This window comes from Stenotrophomonas sp. FSL W7-1447, from assembly GCF_037966425.1.
GTDB classification, from domain to species: Bacteria; Pseudomonadota; Gammaproteobacteria; order Xanthomonadales; family Xanthomonadaceae; genus Stenotrophomonas; species Stenotrophomonas pavanii.
Map to the genome: position 1 here is coordinate 2377544 of NZ_CP150199.1, position 20881 is coordinate 2398424.

Sequence of the window (20881 nt, forward strand, 5' to 3'; positions counted from 1 at the left end):
ATACAAGCAGCGATGCACGTGCGGCAGGCGCCTTTGCCGGCTTCGCGGCCAGTGCATCTGCGCTGCACGCCGGCTCGACAGCGGCTGCCCTAGGGTGGCTCGACTTCCGTCGGATACCACGCCCGTGAACCTGCAGACCCTGCCTTCTACGCCGTACCGCATGCTGGCTGACAGCTGCCAGTTCGAACTGCTGGATGTGGATGCACTGCAGGACCCCGCCAGTGGCCGGTTGCTGCACCTGTATTCGCTGGTGGCCCGCTGCCTGTCCTGCGAGACGGTGTTCAAGGCCGAAGAAGGACAAGGCCTGGTCAGCCATTCGTCGGCGCGCGTGGTGCGTTGCCCCACTGGCTGCGGGCAGCAGGCGTTCAAGCCGGCGCTGCTGAGGAACTGGCGCCCCCAGGTCGTGGCCCAGGCGTAAGCGATGCGACGCGCTGTCACAGCAGCCCGGGGTTGGCACGCCAGACTGCGAAGTTGAGCGCCGAGGCGAACGCAATCCAGGCCAGGTAGGGCAGCAGCAGTACGGCTGCCATTGGGCGGGCGCGCACGAACGCGAGCATGGTCGCGCACACCAGCGCCACCAGCACCAGGATGTCGACGAAGGCCAGGGCGCCCAGCTTCCAGCCGAAGAACAGCCAGCTCCACAATGCATTGATGGCCAGCTGCACCAGATAGAGCCACAGCGCAGGCCGCGCGCCGCGCCAGCCGCGCTCCCGCCAGACCAGCCACGCCGCAATCGCCATCATGGCGTACAGCAGGGTCCATACCGGGCCAAACAGACCGGCAGGCGGCGCCCATGCCGGCAGGACGAGGGTGGCATAGAAGCTGGCGGCGGACGTCGAGGCCCACGCGCCCAGTGCGGCGGCGGCGAAGGTGATCGCCCCCCATCCCAGAAGGCCATAGGCCTGTGTGCGCTTGTTCATTGCGTGCAACTCGTCGATTGGGGCGTTGGTGTATACGCACCGGGGCCGCCAATGGATGCAGGCGATTGCCTTCAGTCCGAAGAGCTGACGGCGCCCGTGCCCTGGCCCGCGGGCAGCAGGGAAGGCTGCTGGTCAAACCATTCGCGTGCCTTGGCCAGATGCCATTGGCGCCGGTCACCGTCCAGCTCGATCCCTGCGCCCAGCAGCCCCCAGCGCAGGTAGAGATCGCCGCGCTTGCGCTGGTCCAGCAGATCCAGCCGCGCGCGCACCGAAAGGCGATCGTTCTCGGCCTGCAGCCCGTCGATGACCAGATGGCCCGGACGCCAGCGCAGCGTCGCCTGGGCCTGCACCTGGCCGGAATCCAGCAGGGACAAGGTCCAGCGCGGGTAATCGGTGCGCTCTGCGAACAGCGCCAGCAACGGTCGTGCATCGCTGAGATCCAGGTCCGTGGTCGCATCCACCTGGAACGGCGACTGCGCATCGATGCGCCCACGCTTGAAGTCCACGCGGCCTTTCCATGCCGTCGAGCCCTGCGTGCCCGCCACCTGCACGTTGCGCAGCTCGACCGTGGTGCCGGACAGATCGAAATGACGCTGGCTGAAGTCACCGCGGCGCAGGGTTGCGTTGACGTCGATATCGCCGCCCATGTCCAGCCCCGCAACCCTGGCGCTGGCGTTGCGCCCCAACAGCCGGGCCGTGCCATGGCCGACGCGCCCGTCGGTATCGAGGGTCGCGTCACCGCTGACGGTACCGGTGCCACGGAGCAGTCGCACCTGGGGCGAACCCAGGTAGCGGTTGTAGGCGGTCAGATCCGGGATGGTGGCCTGGCTGAAACGCAGCTGCGCCCGGACGCCTTTGCGTAGTTCCTGCAGGCGGCCGTCGCCGGTCAGGTCGAGGGCCAGATCCCGGCCGTCGAACAGGCGCACGTCCTTGGCATCGGTTGGTCGCGCAGTGAAGCGGGGCAAGCGGACGGCCAGCCGCGCCTGGCTGGGCGTGCCGGCCTTCAGTTCGCCGTGCGCACTGGCCGTGCCCGCCAGGCGCACACCCGCCACCTCGGCCACGGCTTCGGCCGCAGGAATGTCCACGGTGCTGCCTTCGGTCAGTTCGCCGTTGCGAATACGCAGGTCCGCCTTCAGCGTGCCGCCACCGTCCAGTTGCAGCCACGGCTTGCGCACGAACAGGGCAGGGATCCAGTTGAGCGAGGTGAACGCCCATTCGCCGCGCACGGTACCGGAGCTGCGCTCCAGCAGCTGGGCAGGTGCCTGGAACGGGATGTCGCGGCCGCGGATATGCAGGTCGGCATCTACTTCGCTGCCCGAGCCGGGGCGCGGGGGCAGGCGCGCCTGCAGGCGCAGGTCGTTGGCTACGTTGAGCTGCAGGGCCAACAGGCCGCGATCCGGGGCGCCATCGCCCAGATAGAGGGGCACCTGCCAGAGTGCATGGTCGCCGGGCTGCAACTGCCCATCGATCAGATGGAGTGCGGCCTGCAGCCTTCCGGGCACTGGTGCGCTGGAGATCTTCGGCGTTGTGGCATGGGTGTCCATGCGCAGGCCCTGGCTGCGGGCATCCACCTCGAGCTGGGCATGCAGCAGCTTCAACTTGGCCAGGCCCGGCGCCTGGTCCCGATAGTGGCGCGGGTAACTGAAACGCGCGGTCAGATTCATGGCGCCCAACAGCTGCACGCCGTCGAAACTGGTGTCGGCATCGCTGAATGTCACCTCGGATTCGAACAGTTCCGACGGACCGCCGCGCAACTGCTTGAGGAAGCCCACCGTGCCCTGGCCCTGGCCGATGATCAGCAGCTTGCCGAAGCGTGCGCTGCGAATGCTGTCGCTGTGGATGGCATCGAAGCGCAGGGTCCAGCCGCGGTCGCTGCGCGGCGGTGGCGGGATGGCGTCTTCCACGCGGCTGATCTCGGCCGAGACCCCGGTTGCCTGCAGCCGGGGCACCCGCACTTCGCGCCGGAACAGGGGCAGCACCGCCAGACGAGCGCTGGCGCGGTCCGCATGCAGCACGTAGACCGTGCGGTTCACATGGCCGCGCATGTGCACGTTCCAGGCGATCACGTGGCCTGGCAGCACGGTAATGGCCGGGCCGGTGGTCATCACGAACTTGTGCGGCTTGCGGTTGGTGACCTGGTCAAACAGCGGTGTGTTGAGGAAGATGTTGCCGGCCAGCAGGTACAGCAGGTAGATGCCCAGCAGAACGTAGGCAGGGAACCTCCACCGTCGAAGCCGGTGCGGGATGTGCGCGGAAACAGGGGGCATCTACTGCTCTGAAGGCCGGGATATCTGCAACTATTGCGGAACCGGTGGCGGTGGCGCGTGAAGCAGCTACGGGGCAGGGGCTGGATTCTGGTAGTGTCCGGCCTGGTCATGGCCACAGATCTGCAGGAGTCGCATGGACGTCCGGCCCGCCCGTGCAGGCGATTTCGACGTGATGTGGGGCATGTTCAAGCACGCCATTGCGACGCAGGATGTGCTGCCTTTTGCTGGCACGTTTGAGGTCGAGACCTTTCGCGCGCATTGGTTCCAGGCCCAGACGCCCTATGTGTCCGTGCTGGAGGACCGGGTTGTGGGCATGTACAAGATGGGCCCGAATTTCCCTGACCTTGGGGCACATGTGGCCAGCGCTACGTATGTGGTCGACGCTGCGGCACGGGGGCGAGGCGTGGGCCGGGCACTGGTGGAGCACAGCCTGGAGCGGGCGAGGGCGGAAGGATTCCTGGCCATGCAGTTCAATTACGTGGTCAGCACCAACGGCCCGGCGGTGGCGCTGTACCGGAAGCTGGGGTTTGCGGTGGTTGGAACGCTGCCAGAGGCCTTCCGGCACCGGGAATCGGGACTGGTGGATGTCTTTGTGATGCACCGGTTCCTGTAATGCGCACAGGACGGCGTCACTGAAGAGTGCGGTTGGCGTGGCCAACGTCGCGCGTTGAGGTTCAGTGGTCCGTCGCTGACGCCGGCATCACGTCAGGTGCCTCAATAATTCGGCCCTGCGCGACACGCGCTGGCAGCGCCAGCGACTTTCGAAGGGGGTGACTGCCTTCATCGAACGCTCATCACTCGGCCAGCATCAATCGAAGGAACGCAAAGATGAACAACGGTGCGCGCATGCCTCGTGGACATGTCCTGGGCATCCTGGTGGCTCTCACGCTGCTCGACTCCGGCACTGCACTGGGTTCCAGTACTGCTGCTTCGCAGCGCACCCCGCCAGCGAGCGCGAGCAGGGCTACCGAGGACCTCAACCGTCGCGTTCTCTCCGAACTCGATTTCAGTGATCGTGCAGACTTCGACTCGGCCAATCGCGGATTGATCGCTCCGTTTGACGGGATCATCCGTGGCGACAAGGGCCAAGTCGTATGGGACATGCACTCCTACGCTTTCCTGCATGAAGAAGCAGCGCCGGCCACAGTGAACCCCAGCCTGTGGCGGCAGGAGCGCCTGAACCGCATTGCGGGACTCTTCAAGGTGACAGATCACGTTTACCAGGTGCGCGGGCTGGACCTGTCGAACATGACGATTATTGAGACGCCCAACGGGCTGGTCATCATCGACCCCCTCGTCTCAACGGAAACGGCCAAAGCTGCGCTGGATCTCTATCGAGCCCATGTAGGGCAGCTGCCCGTAAAGGCGGTGATCTACTCACACTCCCATGTTGATCACTACGGTGGCGTAAAGGGCATCGTCGACGAGCGTGACGTCCAGCGGGGAAGCGTTCGGATCTATGCGCCGGCAGGCTTCATGGAGCACGCAGTTTCCGAAAACGTCTATGCGGGCAATGCCATGACCCGCCGCGCGCAGTACATGTACGGCGCGTTGCTGCCCAAGGGCGTTCAAGGCCAGGTAGGTGCGGGACTGGGCAAAACGACGTCGCGCGGGACTGTAAGTCTGATCGCGCCGACCGATATCATCGGTTCCGGCGGGCAAGCGGTGGAAAGCGTGACCATTGATGGCCTGCAGCTCGAGTTCCAGCTGACGCCAGGTACGGAGGCGCCAGCGGAGATGAATGTCTATGTGCCGCAGTATCGCGCCCTTGGCATCGCAGAAAACGCAACGAGAACGCAGCACAACGTGCTGACCATTCGTGGCGCCCAGGTCCGGGACCCAAAGGTCTGGTCGGAGTATCTGGACCAGACCATCAGCCGCTATGCAGCACGTTCGGACGTGGTATTCGCGCAGCACCATTGGCCCACATGGGGTGGGGCGGAGATCACCACCTTCCTGTCCGACCAGCGGGACATGTACCGGTACATCCACGACCAGACATTGCGGCTGGCCAACCGTGGCATGACGCCACTGGAGATTGCCGACACCCTGAAAGAACTGCCCGAGCCGCTGCGGAAACGTTGGTACAGCCGCGGATACTACGGCACGCTGTCTCACAATGTGAGAGCGGTCTACCAGCGCTATCTCGGCTACTACGACGGCAACCCCGCCAATCTCAATCCGCTGCCACCTTCGGATGTCGCGCAGCGTTACGTTGATTTCATGGGCGGCGAATCGGCAGTGCTGGAGAAGGCACGGCGTTCTTTTGAACAGGGCGACTATCGCTGGGTCGCTGAAGTAGCCAAACACGTTGTGTTCGCCAATCCGGATTCGCGCGAAGGACGCGCACTCCTGGCAGATGCGTTGGAGCAGATGGGATACCAGAGCGAGGCGGGCACATGGCGCAACGCCATGTTGATGGGAGCACTTGAGCTGCGCGATGGCGTACCGAAGGGCGGTGCCACCACCGCATCACCTGACGTGCTGAAGGCAATGACCGTCGGCATGCTTTTCGACTATCTCGCGATACGCCTGGACGGACCTGCGGCGGCAAGGGCAGGGAACGCGACCATTGCCTGGATCATTCCAGATTCCAAGGACCGCTACTTGATGACGCTGCGGTCGGGCGCGCTCTCCTATCGGCCGCTCGCTAACCAGGACCAGGCAGACGCGACCGTAGAGCTTCCCCGGAGCACACTCAACCAGCTTGTCGTGGGGGCACAGCCGGCGCACGAGCTGCTCGCCGGGCCGGCCGTGAAGCTGCATGGCAAGCGATCCGCAGTCGAGAACCTGTTTGCGAACGTAGAAACGTTCGACGTCATGTTCAACATCGTAACCCCATGAGCACCTGCCTCCGTCCCCTGGCCGCGCTCGCTGTTGCGCTTGCCGCAGTCGGGGCGCAGCCCGACGCGCGCGCCGATGGGGCGCGCGATTGGGAGAACGTTCCCATAGATACCAACCTGCTGTTCGTCTACTACACGTATGCGCGCAACGAAATCGCTTTCGACCCGTCGCTTCCGGTAGATGGCGCCCAGATTGAATCCCAGCTGGGAATCATTCGCTATGCGCGCACCTTCGCTTTGGGCGACCGCATCGCGGGCATCCAGGTCTTGGCGCCCTATGGCAAGGTAACCGGCAGTATCGGGGGCACACCGCTGCGCACATCCGCCTCCGGCATGGGCGATGCCACGGGGATCTTTCTGGTCAACGTGTTCGGGGCGCCCGCACTCACTCCGCAGGAATTCCGGGCCTGGGACGCGGGCGCCTACCTGACCGCGTCCGTCGCCGTGACCGCGCCCACGGGCAGCTATGACCGGGATTCCGTCCTGAATCTGGGAAAAAACCGCTGGTCCTACAAGCCTCAGTTGGCGTATGGGCTGCCTCTGGGTGAGGGGACGCTGCTGGCCATCAACGGCAACGTTCAATTCTATGGTGATGCGGAAAAGCCCGGAGAGGCTGCGTTGGAGCAGAGGCCGCTCTACGGGTTGGATCTGCATCTAAGCAGGGATGTGGGCGAACGGGTCTGGCTGTCGTTAGATGCCAATTACGCACACGGTGGCAGGACCGGCTCCGGCGGCGCATGGAAAGACAACGGCCAGCGGACCTTGAAGATGGGGGTGAGTGGCAATTACGCGTTTTCGACTCGAGTCGGGTTGAGCGTATCGGCCAATCGCACCGTTCTCAGGCGGGATGTCACGCCGGCAGCGACGACTGTGTCGGTCAACTGCAGCTTCGTGTTCTGAGGCTACACCGGACTCATCCTGCAGATACGGGCGCGCAGGATTGTCGGTATTAACGTGACGCATCACGGCCATCAGGCGGCGATGGTCCCGAGGGCTCCCGAAATCCTTGGTCCTGAACGCAAGGGGCCAAGCGCATGCGCGACTGGAGCCCCCGAAGTCTCGGTATCAAGCCGCTGCAAGTTGCTATTCCGGACAGGCGCAGCTTTAGCGCGTACCGGCAGGCATGCTGAACGCGTTGTCGGGTGCTCGTTGGCCAGCCCAGCAGAGGCGCAGGAGCGGTAGAGTGAGGGGAACTTCGATCAAGAGCCGTAATCGCCAGGATCGGGGCGGGCACATGCCGCCGCAGGGCGGTGGCTGGGGTAAGAGAAGCTCACAATGGCTTTCCGGCCAGAACATAATATACAGAATGCGGCCGATCGGAGCCGGAAAAGCCTTGTGAATCAATGGCTTTAGCGCGGGCGGCGCCTGGTGCTGCGAACACTACCAGCGCCAAAACGGCGGCGACCGCGCTCAACCTGTCCAACATCGATTTCCACATGGCGCGTTCGGCAGGGGATTGCGCCCGTTCGGCGTGGATTTGAGCCGTCCAGTGGGGACCATCCAGCTTCGCCATCGCGCAGATTTGCGCAATTCGCTCATCTGAGATGGGCGCAAGGCTGTGCCGCCATTGGTGGATTGTCTGCCGTTTCAGTCCCACAGCCGTTGCTAACTCATTGTCTGAATTGAAATTGCAGCGCTCACGCGCCTGATCCAGCAGTTCGGCAATTGCGGTCATGTCAGATACTCGTTTGACAAGTCGTCAGGCGATCAGCTTACATCCTCCGCGTCAGATGCGTATCTGACACCCGCCACCGGCACCCCAAGGCCGTTGGCGGGCCCCTTGGGGCGGGGCTTGGGGACGGGGTAGGGCAATGGATGCGCTTATCGGGGTCGTTCTTGCTGGCTGCATTGCGGCCGTCTCCTTCGGGCTGGCGCTGATTCCACGCCGCCTGTTTGTCGCACTGGCTGCGACTCGTCCGAACCCGATCGCTGAGGCTGCGGTCATCGCCCAGGCGCTGGCCGAGGTGCGCCGATGATTCCGGCCCCGCCCACCTTCATCACGGTGCCGGTGATCCACATGGCTGGTGATCCGCTCGACCTGTTCCTGCGAATCAACGCGATCGCATTCGGCGTGTTCGTTTTCTCCGCCTGCCTTGTGATCTGGATTGCTGATGATCGCGAGGGCGGGCGATGAGCGATTTCAAGTACTACGCCTCGTTTGTGGCGGGCTGGATTGTTGTGGTCGCTGTCGTCGCATGGTCACGGGCGATGTTGAGGTGCAAGAAATGAGCGCCTACCTCGACCGCCTGTATCGCTGGTTCTTCCGCTTGCCCGTGTGCATTCCCGGCCACTGCTACTGCCGGCGCACCTGCATCTGCCTGATACAGGAGCCGGAAGAATGAGCGCCATCCAGCATCTGCAATGCGCCTTCTGCGGTAACGCTGCCTTTTACCTGTTCAAGGGCGGCTGCTGCTTTGAATGCACCGAGTCGGACGGCCGCATTGAAATCCCGCCGACTCCTGTTGACCCGCGCTCGCCAGAGTTGCGGGCATTCGACCTGTCCGTGGCTATGGACAGGGCAGGGCAGCGCAGCGTGGAAATCGCCAATGAGGACATGCGCCGTGCGCAGCGCGCTTCTGGCACGTCCTTGCAGGAGTATTTCCGTGTCGGGGAACTGCTGAAGGGCGACGGCCGCGCAGCGGCCGACGCCCTTGGGCTTGTCTATTACAAAACAAGTGACACGCCGGTTCGGCTGGGCCGCGTGACCATCGAAATCGACCCGCTTCTGGCGCGGGCGCAGCGGCTGCGAAAGACCGTCATTACCGGAGCTCGGCTGCATGACCAAGAAGCGCAAAAAGGTTCGCGCCGTGGCGCGTGGTATTTCCTCACGCTCACCTACCGAGACGGAAGCGATAGCAGCCCTCGTGACGTTAGCGAACTACTTAAACGCATGCGCGGCTACTTCAATCGCACTCGAGATCGGCGAGCACGGTGGAACGGTGAAGTGTTCCGTTACGTCTGGGTCGGCGAGCTTACTCAGCGACTCCGCCCGCACTATCACGTAATGGTCTGGGTGCCGAAAGGCATGTACTTCGGCAAGGTCGACCAGCGCGGCTGGTGGCCCCATGGTTCCAGCCAGATCGAAAAAGCCCGCAACTGCGTGGGCTATCTCGCTAAGTACGCGAGCAAGTTTACGAGCGTCGTAGCAGGCGCATTCCCGAAAGGTTTCCGCACCAGCGGCGTTGGTGGACTCAACGATGAGTCCAGGCGCGAACTGCGTTGGTGGAAAGCACCGAAAGAGGCCCGCGAGGCGCTCGGCGGTGATGCAGACATCCGCAAAACCAAAGGCGGGTGGTTCGACAGGCTTACCGGGGAGTTCTGGCCGTCCCCATGGAAAGTCACATTCGCATTCGGCCGGACTATCGCTTGGAAGGTAATCCCACTATGAAAGTTCAGATCATGACCGAGCAGGTCGAAACGCGTTCGTTCCCGGCCCGCGACGGCAAAGCCGCAACCAACTTCCGCGAGCAGAAGGCTGCGGTCATTCGTGACGGCGACTTCCCGTTGCCGTTCAAGCTGACCCTCGATGATGACCAGCAGCCCTACAAGGTCGGCACCTACGATCTTTGCCCGACCTCGCTGCAGTCCAGCAAGTACGGCGGACTGGAGTTCGGTCGTCGCATTCGTCTGCTGACGCCGTCGCCTGCACCTGGCCTCGCCGCGGCGAAGGCGTAACCCATGAGCCTGCTCATCTACACCTCCAACCCTTACGTGGTCCTCGTCGTCGGCTTCTGCCTCGGCATGGTCACCGGCGCCGCTGCAATGCGTTCGTCGCTTAAGGCTCGTGGGGGGGATTGAGCATGGCCCGAGTCCTTACGTGCATTGATCCGACGCCAGCGAGCGACGGTTCCTGCGACCAGTCCGCGTGGGTCGATCAGGCCTCGTGGATTGACTACTTGCCGACCGTGGAACAGGCGAACACGGTCGGATTTGCCATCTTCTGCGCGCTCGCGATGCTGGCAGCCTTTCGCCTGATCAACCCTAGAGAGAGTGACGACGTATGAACAAGCTCAACCGTGAATCCCTGATCCTGCGCGCCAAGCACAAGGCATCGTCCATCAAGTCCGGGGTCGTGGCCGCTGTTGCCACTGCTGCGGCACTGCCGGGCTTCGCCTTCGCTCAGCAGACGGCCACCTTCGACCCGGCGTCCGTATTGGCCGGTATTGCCGCGATGCTGGCGGCCGGCATCCTGATCTACACCGCGTGGGTCGCGGCGAAGTGGGCGCTCAAGGCCTTCGGCATCGTGAAGTAAATCCGCATCTGAGCGGCTGGGGGGAGGCGCCTCCCCCCTTGCTGCTGGGGAGAACGAAATGGAAGGCTTGATTCTTCTGATCGTGTGGCTTCTGGGTGCGAAGGTTCTCGCGGATGGTATGCGTTGATGCGGTGGCTCGTCCGCGTGTTTGCCAGGGAAACCGTTCGGCGCATCTTGCGCAGCATTCTTGGGTCGGGGTGAAAGTGATGGCGACGCTCCTTCGCCTTTTTCTAGTACTGGTAGCTCTGGTCGGTGGCGCGTACTACTGTGCGCCGGTCAGTGCGCAGCAGATCGATTGTTTCAATACGCAGATCCCGAAGGGTGTTACCTGCTCTGATCAGGGTGAAGCCAAGCAGGCCGTAGAAGCTCTTCTTAAAGCCCATTTGGTGGATCGCGCCATCATCTGCTACTGGCCGGAGAGCGGGAAGAGCATATCCGGCTACGTCACATATACAGGGCCGTCGCCGACCTGCAACGGTAGTGCAGCATATGAAGCACAGCGATACTGGACAGACAGCTGTGCAGCGCGAAACTCGGCCAAACTGGCCGATGCCAAACTCTGGACTAGCCCTCCGTCAACCTGCATCGCTGGGTGCAAAGTGCAGGGTGACGCGTTCTCCAGTGAGAGTGGCGGCGTGAAGTTCTATGGGATGCGGGACCGAAGCTACACGGGAGACAGTTGCTCGCCCCAGGACTTTGACAGTAACGCGCCCCTGACACAGGGTGAAAGCGACCGGCAGCGCGAGGATGGCAATAAGGAAAAGCCGCAAGAGTGCACCGCGCTCGGCAACGGTCAAACTGCGTGCCAGAAGCCGAATGGTGACCACTGTGCGACGTCTTCGACGGGTAAGACCTTTTGTTGGCAGCCCAATGAGACTGGCGACAAGAAGGATGGTCCGGACGCGCAGACCAAGAGTGAGAAGGGCAAGTCTGTTGATCCGCCGCCGAGCGTTGACCCCACGAAGGAGTATCAGCGGAAAGAAGGACACCAGCAGACCGCGTGCATCAACAATACGTGTACGACGTACAACGTGACCAATTTCACCGAGACAGGAAAGGGCAACGCTAAGAACTCTTCCGGCGACAACAGTCCCGATGGCAGCGGCAACACGAGTGGAAACGGTGCACCGGGGAAGGGCAGTGGCGGCGGGCAGAACGAGGGTGAAGGAGATTCGGCGACGGATAGTGGCAATTGCCAGGCGCCCCCTATGTGCACTGGCGATACGCTGAAGTGCCTTCATCTTCGTTACACGTGGAAGAACCAGTGCAACACGTCAAAGGATCAGATTGTTGGTGGGGACGATTGTGGCGCAGTGCCGGTCTGCATTGGTGATGGCTGCAAGGCACAGGAATACGCAAGCCTACTGCAACAGTGGCGCGGCCGCTGCGCGGCAGAGGACGATCGGGCGAAGCTTGCAAAGGATGCTGCGGCTGGCGCCTCCGACGCAGCGGGTGATAACGAGGCTTCGGCGGTTGCTGATTTGTGGAAGAAGGGTCCGGGTCAGGACGGGCAAGGGCTTGATCGTGGCAAGTTGACGTTGGGTGGCGGTGAGCTCTTTCCTGCCATAGAGATCATGGGTACCGCCTGGGCACCGCCGGCGCAGTTGTACACGGTCCTTGACATGATTCGGCAGATGGTCAGCGCCGCAGGTGTGCTTGCCGCGATGTACATTCTCTTTAGGAAGTAGCTCTTATGGCTTGGCTATCGTTTGACAGTCCGATGCTCGGCGGCTTGGCCGGGATGCTCAATAAGCTCATTAAGCTGCGCGCTGGGCTGTGGGTGGCGAAGATTCTCTCGACGCTCGGTCTAGGGTTCGCTGCGCAAGAGTTCATCTATGAGCCAATCATCCAGCAGGCCATTACGGCTTGGAATTCTGTTCCCGGGTACATCGCCAACTGGGTACATGCGCTTGGCATCGATGTATTCGTTTCGCTGTGCCTAAGCGCCTATGGGATTCAGGGCGCCTCGCGCATCTTCCTTTCCCGGAAATATGAGAGTCCGACGTGATCGGTGATACCGCATCAATCTCGCTGCTTACGGGTCTTCCGGGGTCTGGGAAGTCTCTGCGGATGGTTCAGCGCATTGCGGACTTGGTAGAGCAGGGGCAGCACGTTTTTACGACGAACATCAACGGCATCAACGTGCCGGGGATCACGCCTTGGGCCGATCCCACTGACTGGCGCTCGCTACCGGCTGGTGCGGTCCTGTTCGTTGATGAGGCTCAGCAGTACTTCCGTGCGCGCCGTGGCGGTGATCCGCCTGAGTACATCAGCGCTATGGAGACAATCCGGCATAGCGGTGTGCGGCTGGTGCTGGCAACCCAGCAGCCCAACTACCTGGACACGCATCTTCGCGGCTTGGTCGGATTTCATGAACACCTGCTGCGCCAGTCGGGCAAGGAAAAAACGTTCATCTTCCGCAACCATCAGGTGATGGATGAGGTTCGACAGGGTCTGAAACGCATCAAGAGCCTGTACGACCATGAGATGTGGACGCTACCGGCGAAGTACTTCCAGTACTACAAGAGCGCGGAGATTCATACGGTCAAGTACCGCATGCCCGCGCTGCTGAAAAAGGCTTTGATCATTGCGCCGATTGCCTTGGTGCTATTCGCGCTGCCCTTCGGCTATATGGCCTACACGGGGCTAAAAAAGAAGGACGAAGCGGCCGGGTTGAAGGAGGCGGCGGCTACGGCGCCGCCGACTGACCCGGCCGGTCGTCCCTCGCGTAATGCCGGTGGTAGGTCCGAGAGCCGGTCGGCAGAAGAATACGTCCAGGCAATCACGCCGCAGGTGGCCGACGTTGCATGGTCAGCGCCGGGGTACTCGGGCCGGGAGTTCCGTAGTGATCCGCACATCTTCTGCATGTCGACAGAGAACAGCTGCCGGTGCGTGACGGAACAGAACACCCGGCCGGTTGTGCCAGTGCGGGATGACGTTTGCCGTGACATCGCACGCTGGGGCGAGTCGTACAATCCGTTCAAGGATCCGCAGATTGCGCGTGAGCGCGATTCGCGGCCAAGGCCGGATCAGTCGGAGGGCGAGGGTAGGCGTGTTCCGGTGGCGCAGCCGCAAGCCACGGCATCTGTGCAAGGGGTGACGGTGCAGCGTGGCGACAGGGCAATGGGTAGCTTCCCTGAGTCGCCGCCGCATCAGACGTCTTCGTACATGACAACCCCGACGATCCCTACCAAGCTCTAGATTCTGCGACGCGTCACGGGCTTAGCAGGGATCATTGGGGCGGTCGCGCCAGCCGCCTTCGATGCGCTGGAATCGGCGACCATTGATGCAGCGCTCATCGCCACCTAACGGACGCGGCGAAGGGGCTGCACGTTCAATTGCGCCCCATAGTTCCCGCTGGATCTGAGCCGACTCGGCAGCAGCTTCGGCCTGTAGCTTCCTTTCCCATTCCGCAGCCTGTCGGTCCAACTGGGCTTGTTCTTCGGGTGTTGCTGGGCGCATCAATTCCCGCGTCATTGCCGCTGCCTGCCGTCGCGCGTTCCATTCAATTAGCCCCATCGCGATTGCAACCAGCAAAGCGGCGCTTACTCCGATGTAGAGCCAGGGCGAAGCTGGCTCTTGCTGCCGGGCTGGTCGGCTTCGATTTCCCCGGAACTGCACGTCATGCAGATCAGGAGCGCTAAAGGTTGGTTCGTGTCGTTCGCGGTCCATACGGCTCCCCAAGGCGTCCTGGCGCATTCTAGCCGGGGTGTAGGGGCAGCGCCCCTACGGAAGCGCCTCACACGCGCTGGCGGCGTTTCGGCCCCGGTACCGGCAGGACTGCCGCTGGTGGCTCGGCGTCGGGGCCAGCCAACACCCTGGGCAAACGCGTTTCGTTGCGTCTACGCACAACGAGCTGGAGATCTACGATTTCAGAACCCTTGTAGGACAAGGGTTTCCGGGGCTTCTGTCCAGGTAAAGAGGATCTGGCACCTTCCATTAGCCGTCGCCATTCCTGTGCCTGTGCAGCAGTGAGCGACAGCCAGGCCAGATCCTGCGGTTCCAGCTCGCGGCCTTCGGGGGTGACCAGTCGGCCAGCCTTAAACGAAAAACCGGCCCATGGGCCGGTCAGTTTCCGATCACGCACGATCAGGCTCCATGCCAGAGTAGGAGCCGTGGAGACGGCAAGAGCCGTGCCAGCCATGCCAAGATGATCTGAACATAATATACATTATGCGAAATCACGTATCCGCCGGATCTGGGCCTTTGTTGGGTCCGCGTGGCAATGGCTGGGCCTCTGGCTCGGCTCTTGCCTGCGTCCTCAGTCCCCGGCCAAGGATGAGATCGCGGCATGATTGAGTTTGACCCGCACCACCGTATCGACTTGACCGGCCCTTGGGCCGGTTTTTCTTTCCTCGGTGATCGTCTGATCACGCCCGAAGGCCGCGAGCTACTTCCTGAAGATCTGGCCTGGCTGTCACTCACCGCCTGCCAAGCGCAGGAATGGCGCCGGATGATGGAAGCTGCACGCTCGGTGCCGTCGATCGACAGTTCCAAGCGTGGTGGCAATCTTCCTGCAGTAACGTGGGATCGTCCTGCCACTGTCGTCAATCTGCGGGACGTGGTGAGCCGGCGCAAACAGCGGTCGGCGGTGGCGATGGCTGGCCCTGACGCCGAGCCACCAGCGGTAGACCTGCCGATACTGGGGCCCATGCCTCGCCAGCGCGTGTGAGGCGCTTCCGTAGGGGCGCTGCCCCTACACCCCGGATCACTGCTCCCGACAGCGTAACCATCCGCCAGAGCGCGAGGACACCTGTTCCCACCCGTTTGGCAGCCTACGCATCGCCTGACCGCCAATGCACGCCATTCCTGAGCGCTTCGCTGCATCAGTACCCATCGCAGGTAGCGTCACCACCTCGGTAGATGGACTTGGGCGTCCCGCCTGCCTGGACTCCTGCTGTAGTGCATTGGCCTCAAGCCCATCACAGAGCGGTTTCATGCCCGGATGAGGATGGTTCGGCCAGCGGTACTGTTCACAATTGAATGGCGTTGTCGTCTTCGCCATCGAGTTATACGCGGCCTTGGGCGCTGCCGGAATTGGCTTTGGCGCTGGCCCCCTCGCTGAATGAATCTGCTGTGCTGACGCCACGCTGGTTATGACCAGCAATGCACACATCGCCCCAAGTCGAATGTCCATATTCCCCTCCAGATTGGAGGGATGGTACTCGATACCGTTAATTTGCGTGACGCATCACGCCTCAGAAGCTGGGTGGGTACGGCTTCGATTCCGGAAATGTTCCCATGGGCCGCTCACCGACGCGAACCAGCGTGCCTCCGGCAGTGGAAACCGCCCCTTGTGCGCTGATGACCCGGACGCCAGCACCGGCCTCACTCCCTGCGGTCGCAATGCCGGTGCCAGCGTCCGGCTTGTCCAGGCGGTAGAGCGTCGGATCTTCCTCCCGTCGCGGAGCTTGGCGCGGCCATGGCGTAGCGACCAGCTTGTAATTGTCGGCGCTGATGTTGGCGCCATAGGCGAACACCCGCACTCGGAACCCCAGCGCAATCAACGCGTCGAACGTCAGCTGATCGACCGTGTTGTTACTGCTGTCCACCCACTCGACCATGCCGACCTGGCGGTCGCCGAAGACAGCTGTGAGCGCCAGTCGGATACGGTTCCCTTTCGACAGCTGCGCCACATACCGCTGTTCCGGCGTCAACGCGTCCATAGGATCAGGCGCCGCCTTGGGAGCGGGCACACCCGGAAGATTCGGAATCGTGCTTTGATCTGCCGGGGCCGCGGCAGTGACGCCATGCAGCTGCTTTTCCTTTGACTTCTCTTCCTCCGGTACCAGTCCGCCGCCGCTCAGGAAGAAGCCGATGAAGGCCACGGCGCCAACGATCCCGACCACGCCCATGACGCCGCCTTTGAGCGCGAGCGCCTTCCAAACGTTGGTGCCGCCCTCCTCGTACACCTCGGTATTCTCAGCGCCCACAGCGTACCCGTGGTAGAGCGGGTAGATTGCGGGGTCGTACTTCTCAGTCTTGCCCCCTACCCGCTCATACTTGCCCGGCGAGGTGGTGTGGAAGAAGGTCACCCGGTAGCGGTTCTTCATGCCCACAGCGGTGAGCTTCTGGAAAACGTTCTTGCGCTCGATGCGCGCACGCACCGCCTGATGAACGCGGTTGATCCACTGGGTCATGATGACCGCATCGCCGCCGTTCTGACCAAGAAGCGCCCAGAAATTCTCCACCGCATCGGGCAATGGCTGCCGCTGTGCAACGTAGAACTCATGCACCTCATCAATGACGCACAGCGAGTCTTTGAACTGATCTGGAATGCACCACTGGCCGGTCACATCATCCTTGTAGCAAGCGAACGTCGCTGCCACGTCCTTCGTGTCCACCAGTGTGAGCAACTGCTGCACGTCATCGACCTGCATGCCCAGGTATTCCGCGATTCGCTCATGGTTGAGGCCATTGAGGCGCGCGAAGACCCGACGCCCCTTCTTGATCGTCGGCAGGATGTGGTTCTTGACCGCGTCGTAGCTCTTGCCAGCACGCGGAACACCCTCGTTAAAAACCAGCATGTCACCATTTCCCCATAGTCATGACCTTGCGCAGAATCCGGAACGCGACGGCAGAACCGATGAGCGCCAAGCACTCGCCAAGTTTGAATGTCTGCACGAACCACCCCACGGTGCTGCCCGCATTTCCAAGCAGCGTGCCGATGCTGTAGTTCTTCAAAACATCCGGGACCGGCAGAGCGCCAATCATCTTGATCATCAACGCCAGCATCGTCTGAATGGCGAGGATGAGCAGGTCATTGAAGAACGCGACAAGCGCGTCCCAGAAGCGTTGTATCTGCCGCAGCAGCCATTGCGTGAGGTCCGTCAGCCACCCGGCGTGCGGCATCAGGAAGGCGAGAAAATTCATCATGTCAGCGCGATCTTTGCGGCCATAAATGCCGCGATAGCGAGCAGTACCCAGCCCATCAGCAGGAATGACTCATAGATGACGCCGTAGCAGTGAAGATCGAAGGTCATCGTGTCCCAGTACTGCGACGCCGGTAGCGTGAAAACGGGGCAGCTGCCGCCAACACTGACGGTGAAGAACGACTTCGTCGCTTGGATGATCGGCAGCTTCTCGGCCTGCTGCTTGAAGTCGTTGAACACCTTGTCCAGTGTCAGGTTCTTGTCCCGCTCGTACAGGGGGCCGCCATCACTACCAACCTCGCCGGGACCATCTCCGTCACCTTCACCGGGACCTGGCCCCGGACCGGGTCCACCGCCGTCCCCGTCACCATCACCGTCCCCATCTCCGTCGCCATCGCCGTCTCCCCCGCCGCTCCCGCCATCGCCGCCGCCGGGGTTGTTGCCGCCGCCATCACCATCACCGCCGCCGTTGTCGCCACCACCATCGCCGCCGCCCGGATCATTGCCGCCGCCGTCACCGCCGCCCCCTTCCCCCGGATCGCCACCGTCACCCGCAGGCGTCGGCGCAGGGGCATCCGCTTCGGTGCAAGTCCCACCCGTGGGCGTGAAGGACACACCTGCGGTGCCTTTGGGGTCGAGCGAGCTGGTGTACATGCAGCCGTTATGGCACGCGTTGACGCTGGCTGCCGTCTCTCCGCCCTGCCAACCAAACTCCTCAGCGCGTGCAGAACACAGGGCGGAGAAACTACGGGTTCGCGTTTCGTAGGCCGGCCCGGGGCTGCTGCAAGGTGTGACATACGCGAGGAATGAGCCAACGCCCTGCTTCTTGACTCCGGCACACCATCCCGACGACCCGGTGTTGGACTTCGCTGCCTGTGCATTCGCTGTGGCCCAGGCGGCGGCATAAGCCAAGCCTTCGTCGGGGCAGCTGCTCTCAAGCACGCTTGGGGAGGTCGAACAACTGGCGTCAGCAGCTAGCACTCTCGGCGAGAGCATCAATGCTGCTGTAGCCAGCATCAGCAGCGCCAGTCGGCTCATGCGTCGAGCCCCATGCACGCCACGACGCCACACAACGCGCTCAACAGCCCTGCGAAAAGGCACCAGATCATCGCATGCCCCTCGCGATGAAGAATCGCGCCACCTTCGGCGCGGCCCACAGTGCGAATTCGATCTGCGCCGCGATTGCCGCTGCTCCGCAGATCGCCATAACCACCAGCTGTGGGCGGATATTTACAAGGATGCTGTCAAAGTCCATAACGCCTCCAATAAAAAGGGGCAGGTAACCCTGCCCCGCCCTGCCCTTGCGATCAGCCGCCGAAGAATCCGGCCACCTTCTTTGCTGCCCACTTGCCGAAGCCGACCAGCGCGATCAGCGCGGCGGCACCTGCGAAGGCGGTCAGTGCACCGGCCACCGACAGGCCGCTGAGGATGCTTTCGTAATCCATGGTGAAACTCCTTTCATGAGTGGTTGGGTTACCGGTTTTTGTCGAAGAACGTCGCCACGGAACCGGCAATCCGACCGGCGACGAAGAGGAAAAGAAGGAGGCCGAACGGACCGCCTGCCCATACCGCCAGCTGCTCTTTGTTTGGTGGCTGGAAGGCGTCCGCGATGACGGTCACCATGGATGCCTCTGCGCTGCTCATCAGCACATACCCCGCGCACTGATCAACGGGCTGACCGGTTGGGATCAGCTTTCCGTCTTCCCCGAAGACAACGCAGAGGCCCATGGCTTAGGCCTTCGCCGCCACTGGCAACGCCTTGGCCGAAAGCGGAACGAGGTCCACGTAACGCTTCAGGATCAGGTCGCCGTACTGGCTCAGCGCGAACGACTGCGGGTCAATGTCGTACTCGCCCGGGGGGTACGGCGGGCGCGAGCCCAGGCCCACACGGAACGGCAGCTCGAAGCCGTTGCCGAAGTCGAGGCCGACCATCTGGGAGCGGATGATGGAGTTGGTCTTGCTGTTGTGCCGTTCTTCGACGGCGGCGGACTTTACGCGGCAGATAGGCATAGTTCTTCTCTCACATAGCGATGGAGTGGTTCACCCTTGGCAATACCGCGAAAACGTCCGGGGTGACCATCACGGACGACGCGCGCCAGCAGGAAGTCGGTGAACGAATCACCGAACGCTCCGTGCAGGACATTGAGGAATGGACCGCCTTGACGGCTAAGCCAGTTGACAGCGGCCTCTGCCGAGACTTCGACGTGCTTACGAATCGTGCGCAGCCGGGTGCACACGCCCTTGATGAGGTCTTGCAACGCGCTGTACGAACCGCGCAGGTACGCGCCCGGGTTCAACAGCACATCGAGTGGGATTTCCATGTGCTTGCCGTACAGTCGCACTTCTGCGCGCACCCAGCGCGAGGACGGCAGGCCCTCGGCTTTGCCTTTCTCGTACACGCACAGTTCCTTGTGGCCTTTGCCGCCGACATACAGCGTGCAGCCGGTGTTGTGGCCTTCGTCGGAAATGAAGCGGTGGCGCGGAGGGCATCCGCCCTCGGTAAAGCCGCCCTGCGCGGCAACCTCGCGGAGCGCATGCACGTCCAGGCGTTCGCCCTCGTAGTCGTCGTGCGCGCAGTCAACACGGGTGATCTTGGCATCGAGCATGGCGCACTGCTTGTAGACGCGTGCCCAGTCACGAATCCACTTACAGCCCATGCCGGTGAGGCTCAAGCACACGGTGCTTTTCTTGCCCCCGATGCCGACACGGCCAACCACCTCGTTTTCCCGGTCGATCAGCACCGCCGACTGCTCGTAGAAGTTCCAGTTCTTCTCGCGAATCGCACCAGCAACAACCTCGCCACGGAAGCCGAAGATGCGGAACAGCAACAGGTCCAGCTTCTTGCAGTTCACTTCTTCAAGGGCGGAGAGCGGGACCACAATGGTCAGGTAGTCGATGATTGCGTCCTGCTGACCCTTTTGGCCCGTGTTACTCCCCGGGCCAATCTCCGCCGCCGCCCGCCGCCCCTTTTCACCGGGCGAAAGCGGGGAAAAGCCCCCTGCCCCGCCCTCAACGGCCATCCTGAAGCGAGCGCGATCAACGGCCATGGGCGCCCCCCCTGATGCGCGCAATGCGACGTCGGCGCAGGTAGCGACGTACGCGCCATTCCCACAGGCTCAGATCGAATCGAGCGAAGAGGCCGATACCGACCACAGTGAGGAACATCAGCCCAATGGCGCGCATCAGCTCGTTCCACTGGACGGCAGTAACGATCAAGCACTCACCCATGGCAGCCACCTTGGCGATCGGACTGGTAACGGTCCTCGTCCTGAGCGGTCCAGCCCGAGGCGGCCAGTTCGGCGCGTGCCTGGGCGACGATGGCCGCTTCCTTAGCGCGCTGGACGGCGGCACGATCACGCCGGTCCAGCAGCCACGACACGATGCGAGCGGCACCGATGGAGACGACCGCAATGGACGCAAGCAGCACGAAGGTAATCAACGGGTCGATCATGCCGGCATCCTCGGGTGCTCATAGGCGAGGCACGCCAGCAGAAGGCGGTGAGACTCGACGGTGCGTGCGTAAAGGCCATCGCCGATCCAGCCAAGGCGGTCGCCGGAAAGTCGGGAGAACTGGAAGCCCTTGCACTGCGGGAAGGTGCGCTCGCCGACCGGCACCGTGCTCAGGTTGTCGTGAAAGGTCTCGATGAAACGCGCCAGCTTGCGCGCCTCGCGGTACTCAGCAGCCCATGCCGCGCGTGCGGTGTTCATGCCCCTACCCCCTCTCCCC

29 protein-coding genes are annotated in these 20881 nt (G+C 62.6%); 13 read left to right on the plus strand and 16 right to left on the minus strand.

The genetic code is table 11. The annotated features are described in order from the left end of the window. Positions 1-124: 124 nt before the first annotated feature. A complete protein-coding gene (locus NSQ78_RS11150) occupies positions 125-418 on the plus strand; it encodes a hypothetical protein (protein WP_014647137.1) in 294 nt (97 codons plus the stop codon). 16 nt (positions 419-434) lie between these two features. Here the strand turns inward: NSQ78_RS11150 and NSQ78_RS11155 are convergent, their stop codons facing one another. Together NSQ78_RS11155 and NSQ78_RS11160 are read right to left on the minus strand one after the other, a co-directional pair. Further along, positions 435-920, minus strand: a complete 486-nt coding sequence (locus NSQ78_RS11155; RefSeq protein ID WP_064238524.1) for a TspO/MBR family protein — start codon at positions 918-920, stop codon at positions 435-437. Positions 921-991: 71 nt separating this feature from the next. Next, positions 992-3187, minus strand: a complete 2196-nt coding sequence (locus tag NSQ78_RS11160) for a hypothetical protein (RefSeq protein ID WP_064238525.1) — start codon at positions 3185-3187, stop codon at positions 992-994. A gap of 133 nt (positions 3188-3320) precedes the next feature. Here NSQ78_RS11160 and NSQ78_RS11165 point away from each other — a divergent pair, with 133 nt between their 5' ends. The 3 genes from NSQ78_RS11165 (at position 3321) to NSQ78_RS11175 (ending at position 6930) form a co-directional block, all read left to right on the plus strand. Next, on the plus strand, positions 3321-3800 hold the full coding sequence (locus NSQ78_RS11165) for a GNAT family N-acetyltransferase (protein WP_064238526.1): 480 nt from the start codon (positions 3321-3323) through the stop codon (positions 3798-3800). Positions 3801-4015: 215 nt separating this feature from the next. Then, positions 4016-6031 carry an alkyl sulfatase dimerization domain-containing protein gene (locus NSQ78_RS11170; RefSeq protein WP_064238527.1) on the plus strand — a complete coding sequence of 672 codons (2016 nt, stop codon included), beginning with the start codon at positions 4016-4018 and terminating at the stop codon, positions 6029-6031. Continuing rightward, on the plus strand, positions 6028-6930 hold the full coding sequence (locus NSQ78_RS11175; RefSeq protein WP_064238528.1) for a transporter: 903 nt from the start codon (positions 6028-6030) through the stop codon (positions 6928-6930). The genes NSQ78_RS11170 and NSQ78_RS11175 overlap by 4 nt, the downstream gene beginning before the upstream one ends. Before the next feature lie 370 nt (positions 6931-7300). Here the strand turns inward: NSQ78_RS11175 and NSQ78_RS11180 are convergent, their stop codons facing one another. Continuing rightward, entirely contained in the window at positions 7301-7705 is a 405-nt protein-coding gene (locus tag NSQ78_RS11180) for a DUF3693 domain-containing protein (protein ID WP_339206081.1), read from the minus strand. Positions 7706-7841: 136 nt separating this feature from the next. Here NSQ78_RS11180 and NSQ78_RS11185 point away from each other — a divergent pair, with 136 nt between their 5' ends. The 8 genes from NSQ78_RS11185 (at position 7842) to NSQ78_RS11220 (ending at position 13483) form a co-directional block, all read left to right on the plus strand. Then, entirely contained in the window at positions 7842-8006 is a 165-nt protein-coding gene (locus NSQ78_RS11185) for a hypothetical protein (protein ID WP_171956045.1), read from the plus strand. Next, on the plus strand, positions 8003-8164 hold the full coding sequence (locus tag NSQ78_RS11190) for a hypothetical protein (protein ID WP_171956046.1): 162 nt from the start codon (positions 8003-8005) through the stop codon (positions 8162-8164). Before NSQ78_RS11185 ends, NSQ78_RS11190 begins: the two co-directional genes overlap by 4 nt. 375 nt (positions 8165-8539) lie before the next feature. Next, positions 8540-9418 (plus strand): replication initiation protein, encoded by an 879-nt coding sequence (locus NSQ78_RS11195; protein WP_176698769.1) that lies wholly within the window; start codon positions 8540-8542, stop codon positions 9416-9418. Beyond that, positions 9415-9705 carry a single-stranded DNA-binding protein gene (locus NSQ78_RS11200; protein WP_053505317.1) on the plus strand — a complete coding sequence of 97 codons (291 nt, stop codon included), beginning with the start codon at positions 9415-9417 and terminating at the stop codon, positions 9703-9705. Before NSQ78_RS11195 ends, NSQ78_RS11200 begins: the two co-directional genes overlap by 4 nt. A gap of 325 nt (positions 9706-10030) precedes the next feature. Then, positions 10031-10282 carry a hypothetical protein gene (locus tag NSQ78_RS11205; protein WP_006445313.1) on the plus strand — a complete coding sequence of 84 codons (252 nt, stop codon included), beginning with the start codon at positions 10031-10033 and terminating at the stop codon, positions 10280-10282. Positions 10283-10488: 206 nt separating this feature from the next. Next, positions 10489-11970: an A coat protein gene (locus NSQ78_RS11210; protein ID WP_339206090.1), complete on the plus strand. Its 1482-nt coding sequence runs from the start codon at positions 10489-10491 to the stop codon at positions 11968-11970. A 5-nt stretch (positions 11971-11975) separates the two neighbouring features. Then, complete coding sequence (locus NSQ78_RS11215; protein ID WP_006445348.1) at positions 11976-12290, plus strand: DUF2523 domain-containing protein; 315 nt, start codon at positions 11976-11978, stop codon at positions 12288-12290. Positions 12291-12352: 62 nt separating this feature from the next. Continuing rightward, positions 12353-13483, plus strand: coding sequence for a zonular occludens toxin domain-containing protein (locus NSQ78_RS11220; RefSeq protein ID WP_229766991.1), 1131 nt, complete (start codon positions 12353-12355; stop codon positions 13481-13483). A 21-nt stretch (positions 13484-13504) separates the two neighbouring features. Here the strand turns inward: NSQ78_RS11220 and NSQ78_RS11225 are convergent, their stop codons facing one another. Together NSQ78_RS11225 and NSQ78_RS11230 are read right to left on the minus strand one after the other, a co-directional pair. Then, complete coding sequence (locus tag NSQ78_RS11225) at positions 13505-13954, minus strand: hypothetical protein (RefSeq protein WP_229766992.1); 450 nt, start codon at positions 13952-13954, stop codon at positions 13505-13507. Between the two features lie 67 nt (positions 13955-14021). Beyond that, positions 14022-14426: a DUF3653 domain-containing protein gene (locus tag NSQ78_RS11230; protein ID WP_339206098.1), complete on the minus strand. Its 405-nt coding sequence runs from the start codon at positions 14424-14426 to the stop codon at positions 14022-14024. 147 nt (positions 14427-14573) lie between these two features. Between NSQ78_RS11230 and NSQ78_RS11235 the strand changes: the two genes are divergently transcribed. Beyond that, positions 14574-14954 (plus strand): DUF3653 domain-containing protein, encoded by a 381-nt coding sequence (locus NSQ78_RS11235; protein ID WP_015978458.1) that lies wholly within the window; start codon positions 14574-14576, stop codon positions 14952-14954. A gap of 526 nt (positions 14955-15480) precedes the next feature. Here the strand turns inward: NSQ78_RS11235 and NSQ78_RS11240 are convergent. From NSQ78_RS11240 to NSQ78_RS11290, 11 genes are all read right to left on the minus strand, one after another. Next, on the minus strand, positions 15481-16809 hold the full coding sequence (locus tag NSQ78_RS11240) for a zonular occludens toxin domain-containing protein (RefSeq protein WP_188238342.1): 1329 nt from the start codon (positions 16807-16809) through the stop codon (positions 15481-15483). Between the two features lies 1 nt (position 16810). Then, complete coding sequence (locus NSQ78_RS11245; protein ID WP_015978460.1) at positions 16811-17158, minus strand: hypothetical protein; 348 nt, start codon at positions 17156-17158, stop codon at positions 16811-16813. Further along, positions 17155-18192, minus strand: coding sequence for a hypothetical protein (locus NSQ78_RS11250; RefSeq protein WP_015978461.1), 1038 nt, complete (start codon positions 18190-18192; stop codon positions 17155-17157). The genes NSQ78_RS11245 and NSQ78_RS11250 overlap by 4 nt, the downstream gene beginning before the upstream one ends. Before the next feature lie 67 nt (positions 18193-18259). Beyond that, on the minus strand, positions 18260-18409 hold the full coding sequence (locus tag NSQ78_RS11255; RefSeq protein WP_188238341.1) for a hypothetical protein: 150 nt from the start codon (positions 18407-18409) through the stop codon (positions 18260-18262). 52 nt (positions 18410-18461) lie between these two features. Continuing rightward, entirely contained in the window at positions 18462-18599 is a 138-nt protein-coding gene (locus NSQ78_RS11260) for a hypothetical protein (protein WP_032958702.1), read from the minus strand. Between the two features lie 28 nt (positions 18600-18627). Continuing rightward, positions 18628-18882 (minus strand): hypothetical protein, encoded by a 255-nt coding sequence (locus NSQ78_RS11265; protein ID WP_188238340.1) that lies wholly within the window; start codon positions 18880-18882, stop codon positions 18628-18630. 3 nt (positions 18883-18885) lie between these two features. Then, positions 18886-19164, minus strand: coding sequence for a single-stranded DNA-binding protein (locus tag NSQ78_RS11270; protein ID WP_015978462.1), 279 nt, complete (start codon positions 19162-19164; stop codon positions 18886-18888). Further along, positions 19146-20201, minus strand: coding sequence for a replication initiation factor domain-containing protein (locus tag NSQ78_RS11275; RefSeq protein ID WP_015978456.1), 1056 nt, complete (start codon positions 20199-20201; stop codon positions 19146-19148). The genes NSQ78_RS11270 and NSQ78_RS11275 overlap by 19 nt, the downstream gene beginning before the upstream one ends. Next, a complete protein-coding gene (locus NSQ78_RS11280) occupies positions 20191-20382 on the minus strand; it encodes a hypothetical protein (RefSeq protein ID WP_188238339.1) in 192 nt (63 codons plus the stop codon). Before NSQ78_RS11280 ends, NSQ78_RS11275 begins: the two co-directional genes overlap by 11 nt. Further along, positions 20375-20605, minus strand: coding sequence for a hypothetical protein (locus NSQ78_RS11285; RefSeq protein ID WP_188238338.1), 231 nt, complete (start codon positions 20603-20605; stop codon positions 20375-20377). Before NSQ78_RS11285 ends, NSQ78_RS11280 begins: the two co-directional genes overlap by 8 nt. Beyond that, a complete protein-coding gene (locus NSQ78_RS11290; protein WP_188238337.1) occupies positions 20602-20862 on the minus strand; it encodes a hypothetical protein in 261 nt (86 codons plus the stop codon). The genes NSQ78_RS11285 and NSQ78_RS11290 overlap by 4 nt, the downstream gene beginning before the upstream one ends. Between the last annotated feature and the right edge of the window lie 19 nt (positions 20863-20881).

Coding starts and splice junctions, on each gene's coding strand:
- NSQ78_RS11285 (WP_188238338.1), bottom strand. CDS start 20,605: ATGATCGACCCGTTGATTACCTTCGTGCTGCTTGCGTCCATTGCGGTC.
- NSQ78_RS11210 (WP_339206090.1), top strand. CDS start 10,489: ATGGCGACGCTCCTTCGCCTTTTTCTAGTACTGGTAGCTCTGGTCGGT.
- NSQ78_RS11225 (WP_229766992.1), bottom strand. CDS start 13,954: ATGGACCGCGAACGACACGAACCAACCTTTAGCGCTCCTGATCTGCAT.
- NSQ78_RS11265 (WP_188238340.1), bottom strand. CDS start 18,882: ATGGGCCTCTGCGTTGTCTTCGGGGAAGACGGAAAGCTGATCCCAACC.
- NSQ78_RS11245 (WP_015978460.1), bottom strand. CDS start 17,158: ATGATGAATTTTCTCGCCTTCCTGATGCCGCACGCCGGGTGGCTGACG.
- NSQ78_RS11255 (WP_188238341.1), bottom strand. CDS start 18,409: ATGGACTTTGACAGCATCCTTGTAAATATCCGCCCACAGCTGGTGGTT.
- NSQ78_RS11290 (WP_188238337.1), bottom strand. CDS start 20,862: ATGAACACCGCACGCGCGGCATGGGCTGCTGAGTACCGCGAGGCGCGC.
- NSQ78_RS11270 (WP_015978462.1), bottom strand. CDS start 19,164: ATGCCTATCTGCCGCGTAAAGTCCGCCGCCGTCGAAGAACGGCACAAC.
- NSQ78_RS11230 (WP_339206098.1), bottom strand. CDS start 14,426: ATGGCTGGCACGGCTCTTGCCGTCTCCACGGCTCCTACTCTGGCATGG.
- NSQ78_RS11250 (WP_015978461.1), bottom strand. CDS start 18,192: ATGAGCCGACTGGCGCTGCTGATGCTGGCTACAGCAGCATTGATGCTC.
- NSQ78_RS11180 (WP_339206081.1), bottom strand. CDS start 7,705: ATGACCGCAATTGCCGAACTGCTGGATCAGGCGCGTGAGCGCTGCAAT.
- NSQ78_RS11240 (WP_188238342.1), bottom strand. CDS start 16,809: ATGCTGGTTTTTAACGAGGGTGTTCCGCGTGCTGGCAAGAGCTACGAC.
- NSQ78_RS11195 (WP_176698769.1), top strand. CDS start 8,540: ATGGACAGGGCAGGGCAGCGCAGCGTGGAAATCGCCAATGAGGACATG.
- NSQ78_RS11235 (WP_015978458.1), top strand. CDS start 14,574: ATGATTGAGTTTGACCCGCACCACCGTATCGACTTGACCGGCCCTTGG.
- NSQ78_RS11185 (WP_171956045.1), top strand. CDS start 7,842: ATGGATGCGCTTATCGGGGTCGTTCTTGCTGGCTGCATTGCGGCCGTC.
- NSQ78_RS11275 (WP_015978456.1), bottom strand. CDS start 20,201: ATGGCCGTTGATCGCGCTCGCTTCAGGATGGCCGTTGAGGGCGGGGCA.
- NSQ78_RS11155 (WP_064238524.1), bottom strand. CDS start 920: ATGAACAAGCGCACACAGGCCTATGGCCTTCTGGGATGGGGGGCGATC.
- NSQ78_RS11260 (WP_032958702.1), bottom strand. CDS start 18,599: ATGGATTACGAAAGCATCCTCAGCGGCCTGTCGGTGGCCGGTGCACTG.
- NSQ78_RS11160 (WP_064238525.1), bottom strand. CDS start 3,187: ATGCCCCCTGTTTCCGCGCACATCCCGCACCGGCTTCGACGGTGGAGG.
- NSQ78_RS11205 (WP_006445313.1), top strand. CDS start 10,031: ATGAACAAGCTCAACCGTGAATCCCTGATCCTGCGCGCCAAGCACAAG.
- NSQ78_RS11215 (WP_006445348.1), top strand. CDS start 11,976: ATGGCTTGGCTATCGTTTGACAGTCCGATGCTCGGCGGCTTGGCCGGG.
- NSQ78_RS11190 (WP_171956046.1), top strand. CDS start 8,003: ATGATTCCGGCCCCGCCCACCTTCATCACGGTGCCGGTGATCCACATG.
- NSQ78_RS11220 (WP_229766991.1), top strand. CDS start 12,353: ATGGTTCAGCGCATTGCGGACTTGGTAGAGCAGGGGCAGCACGTTTTT.
- NSQ78_RS11175 (WP_064238528.1), top strand. CDS start 6,028: ATGAGCACCTGCCTCCGTCCCCTGGCCGCGCTCGCTGTTGCGCTTGCC.
- NSQ78_RS11200 (WP_053505317.1), top strand. CDS start 9,415: ATGAAAGTTCAGATCATGACCGAGCAGGTCGAAACGCGTTCGTTCCCG.
- NSQ78_RS11280 (WP_188238339.1), bottom strand. CDS start 20,382: ATGGGTGAGTGCTTGATCGTTACTGCCGTCCAGTGGAACGAGCTGATG.
- NSQ78_RS11170 (WP_064238527.1), top strand. CDS start 4,016: ATGAACAACGGTGCGCGCATGCCTCGTGGACATGTCCTGGGCATCCTG.
- NSQ78_RS11165 (WP_064238526.1), top strand. CDS start 3,321: ATGGACGTCCGGCCCGCCCGTGCAGGCGATTTCGACGTGATGTGGGGC.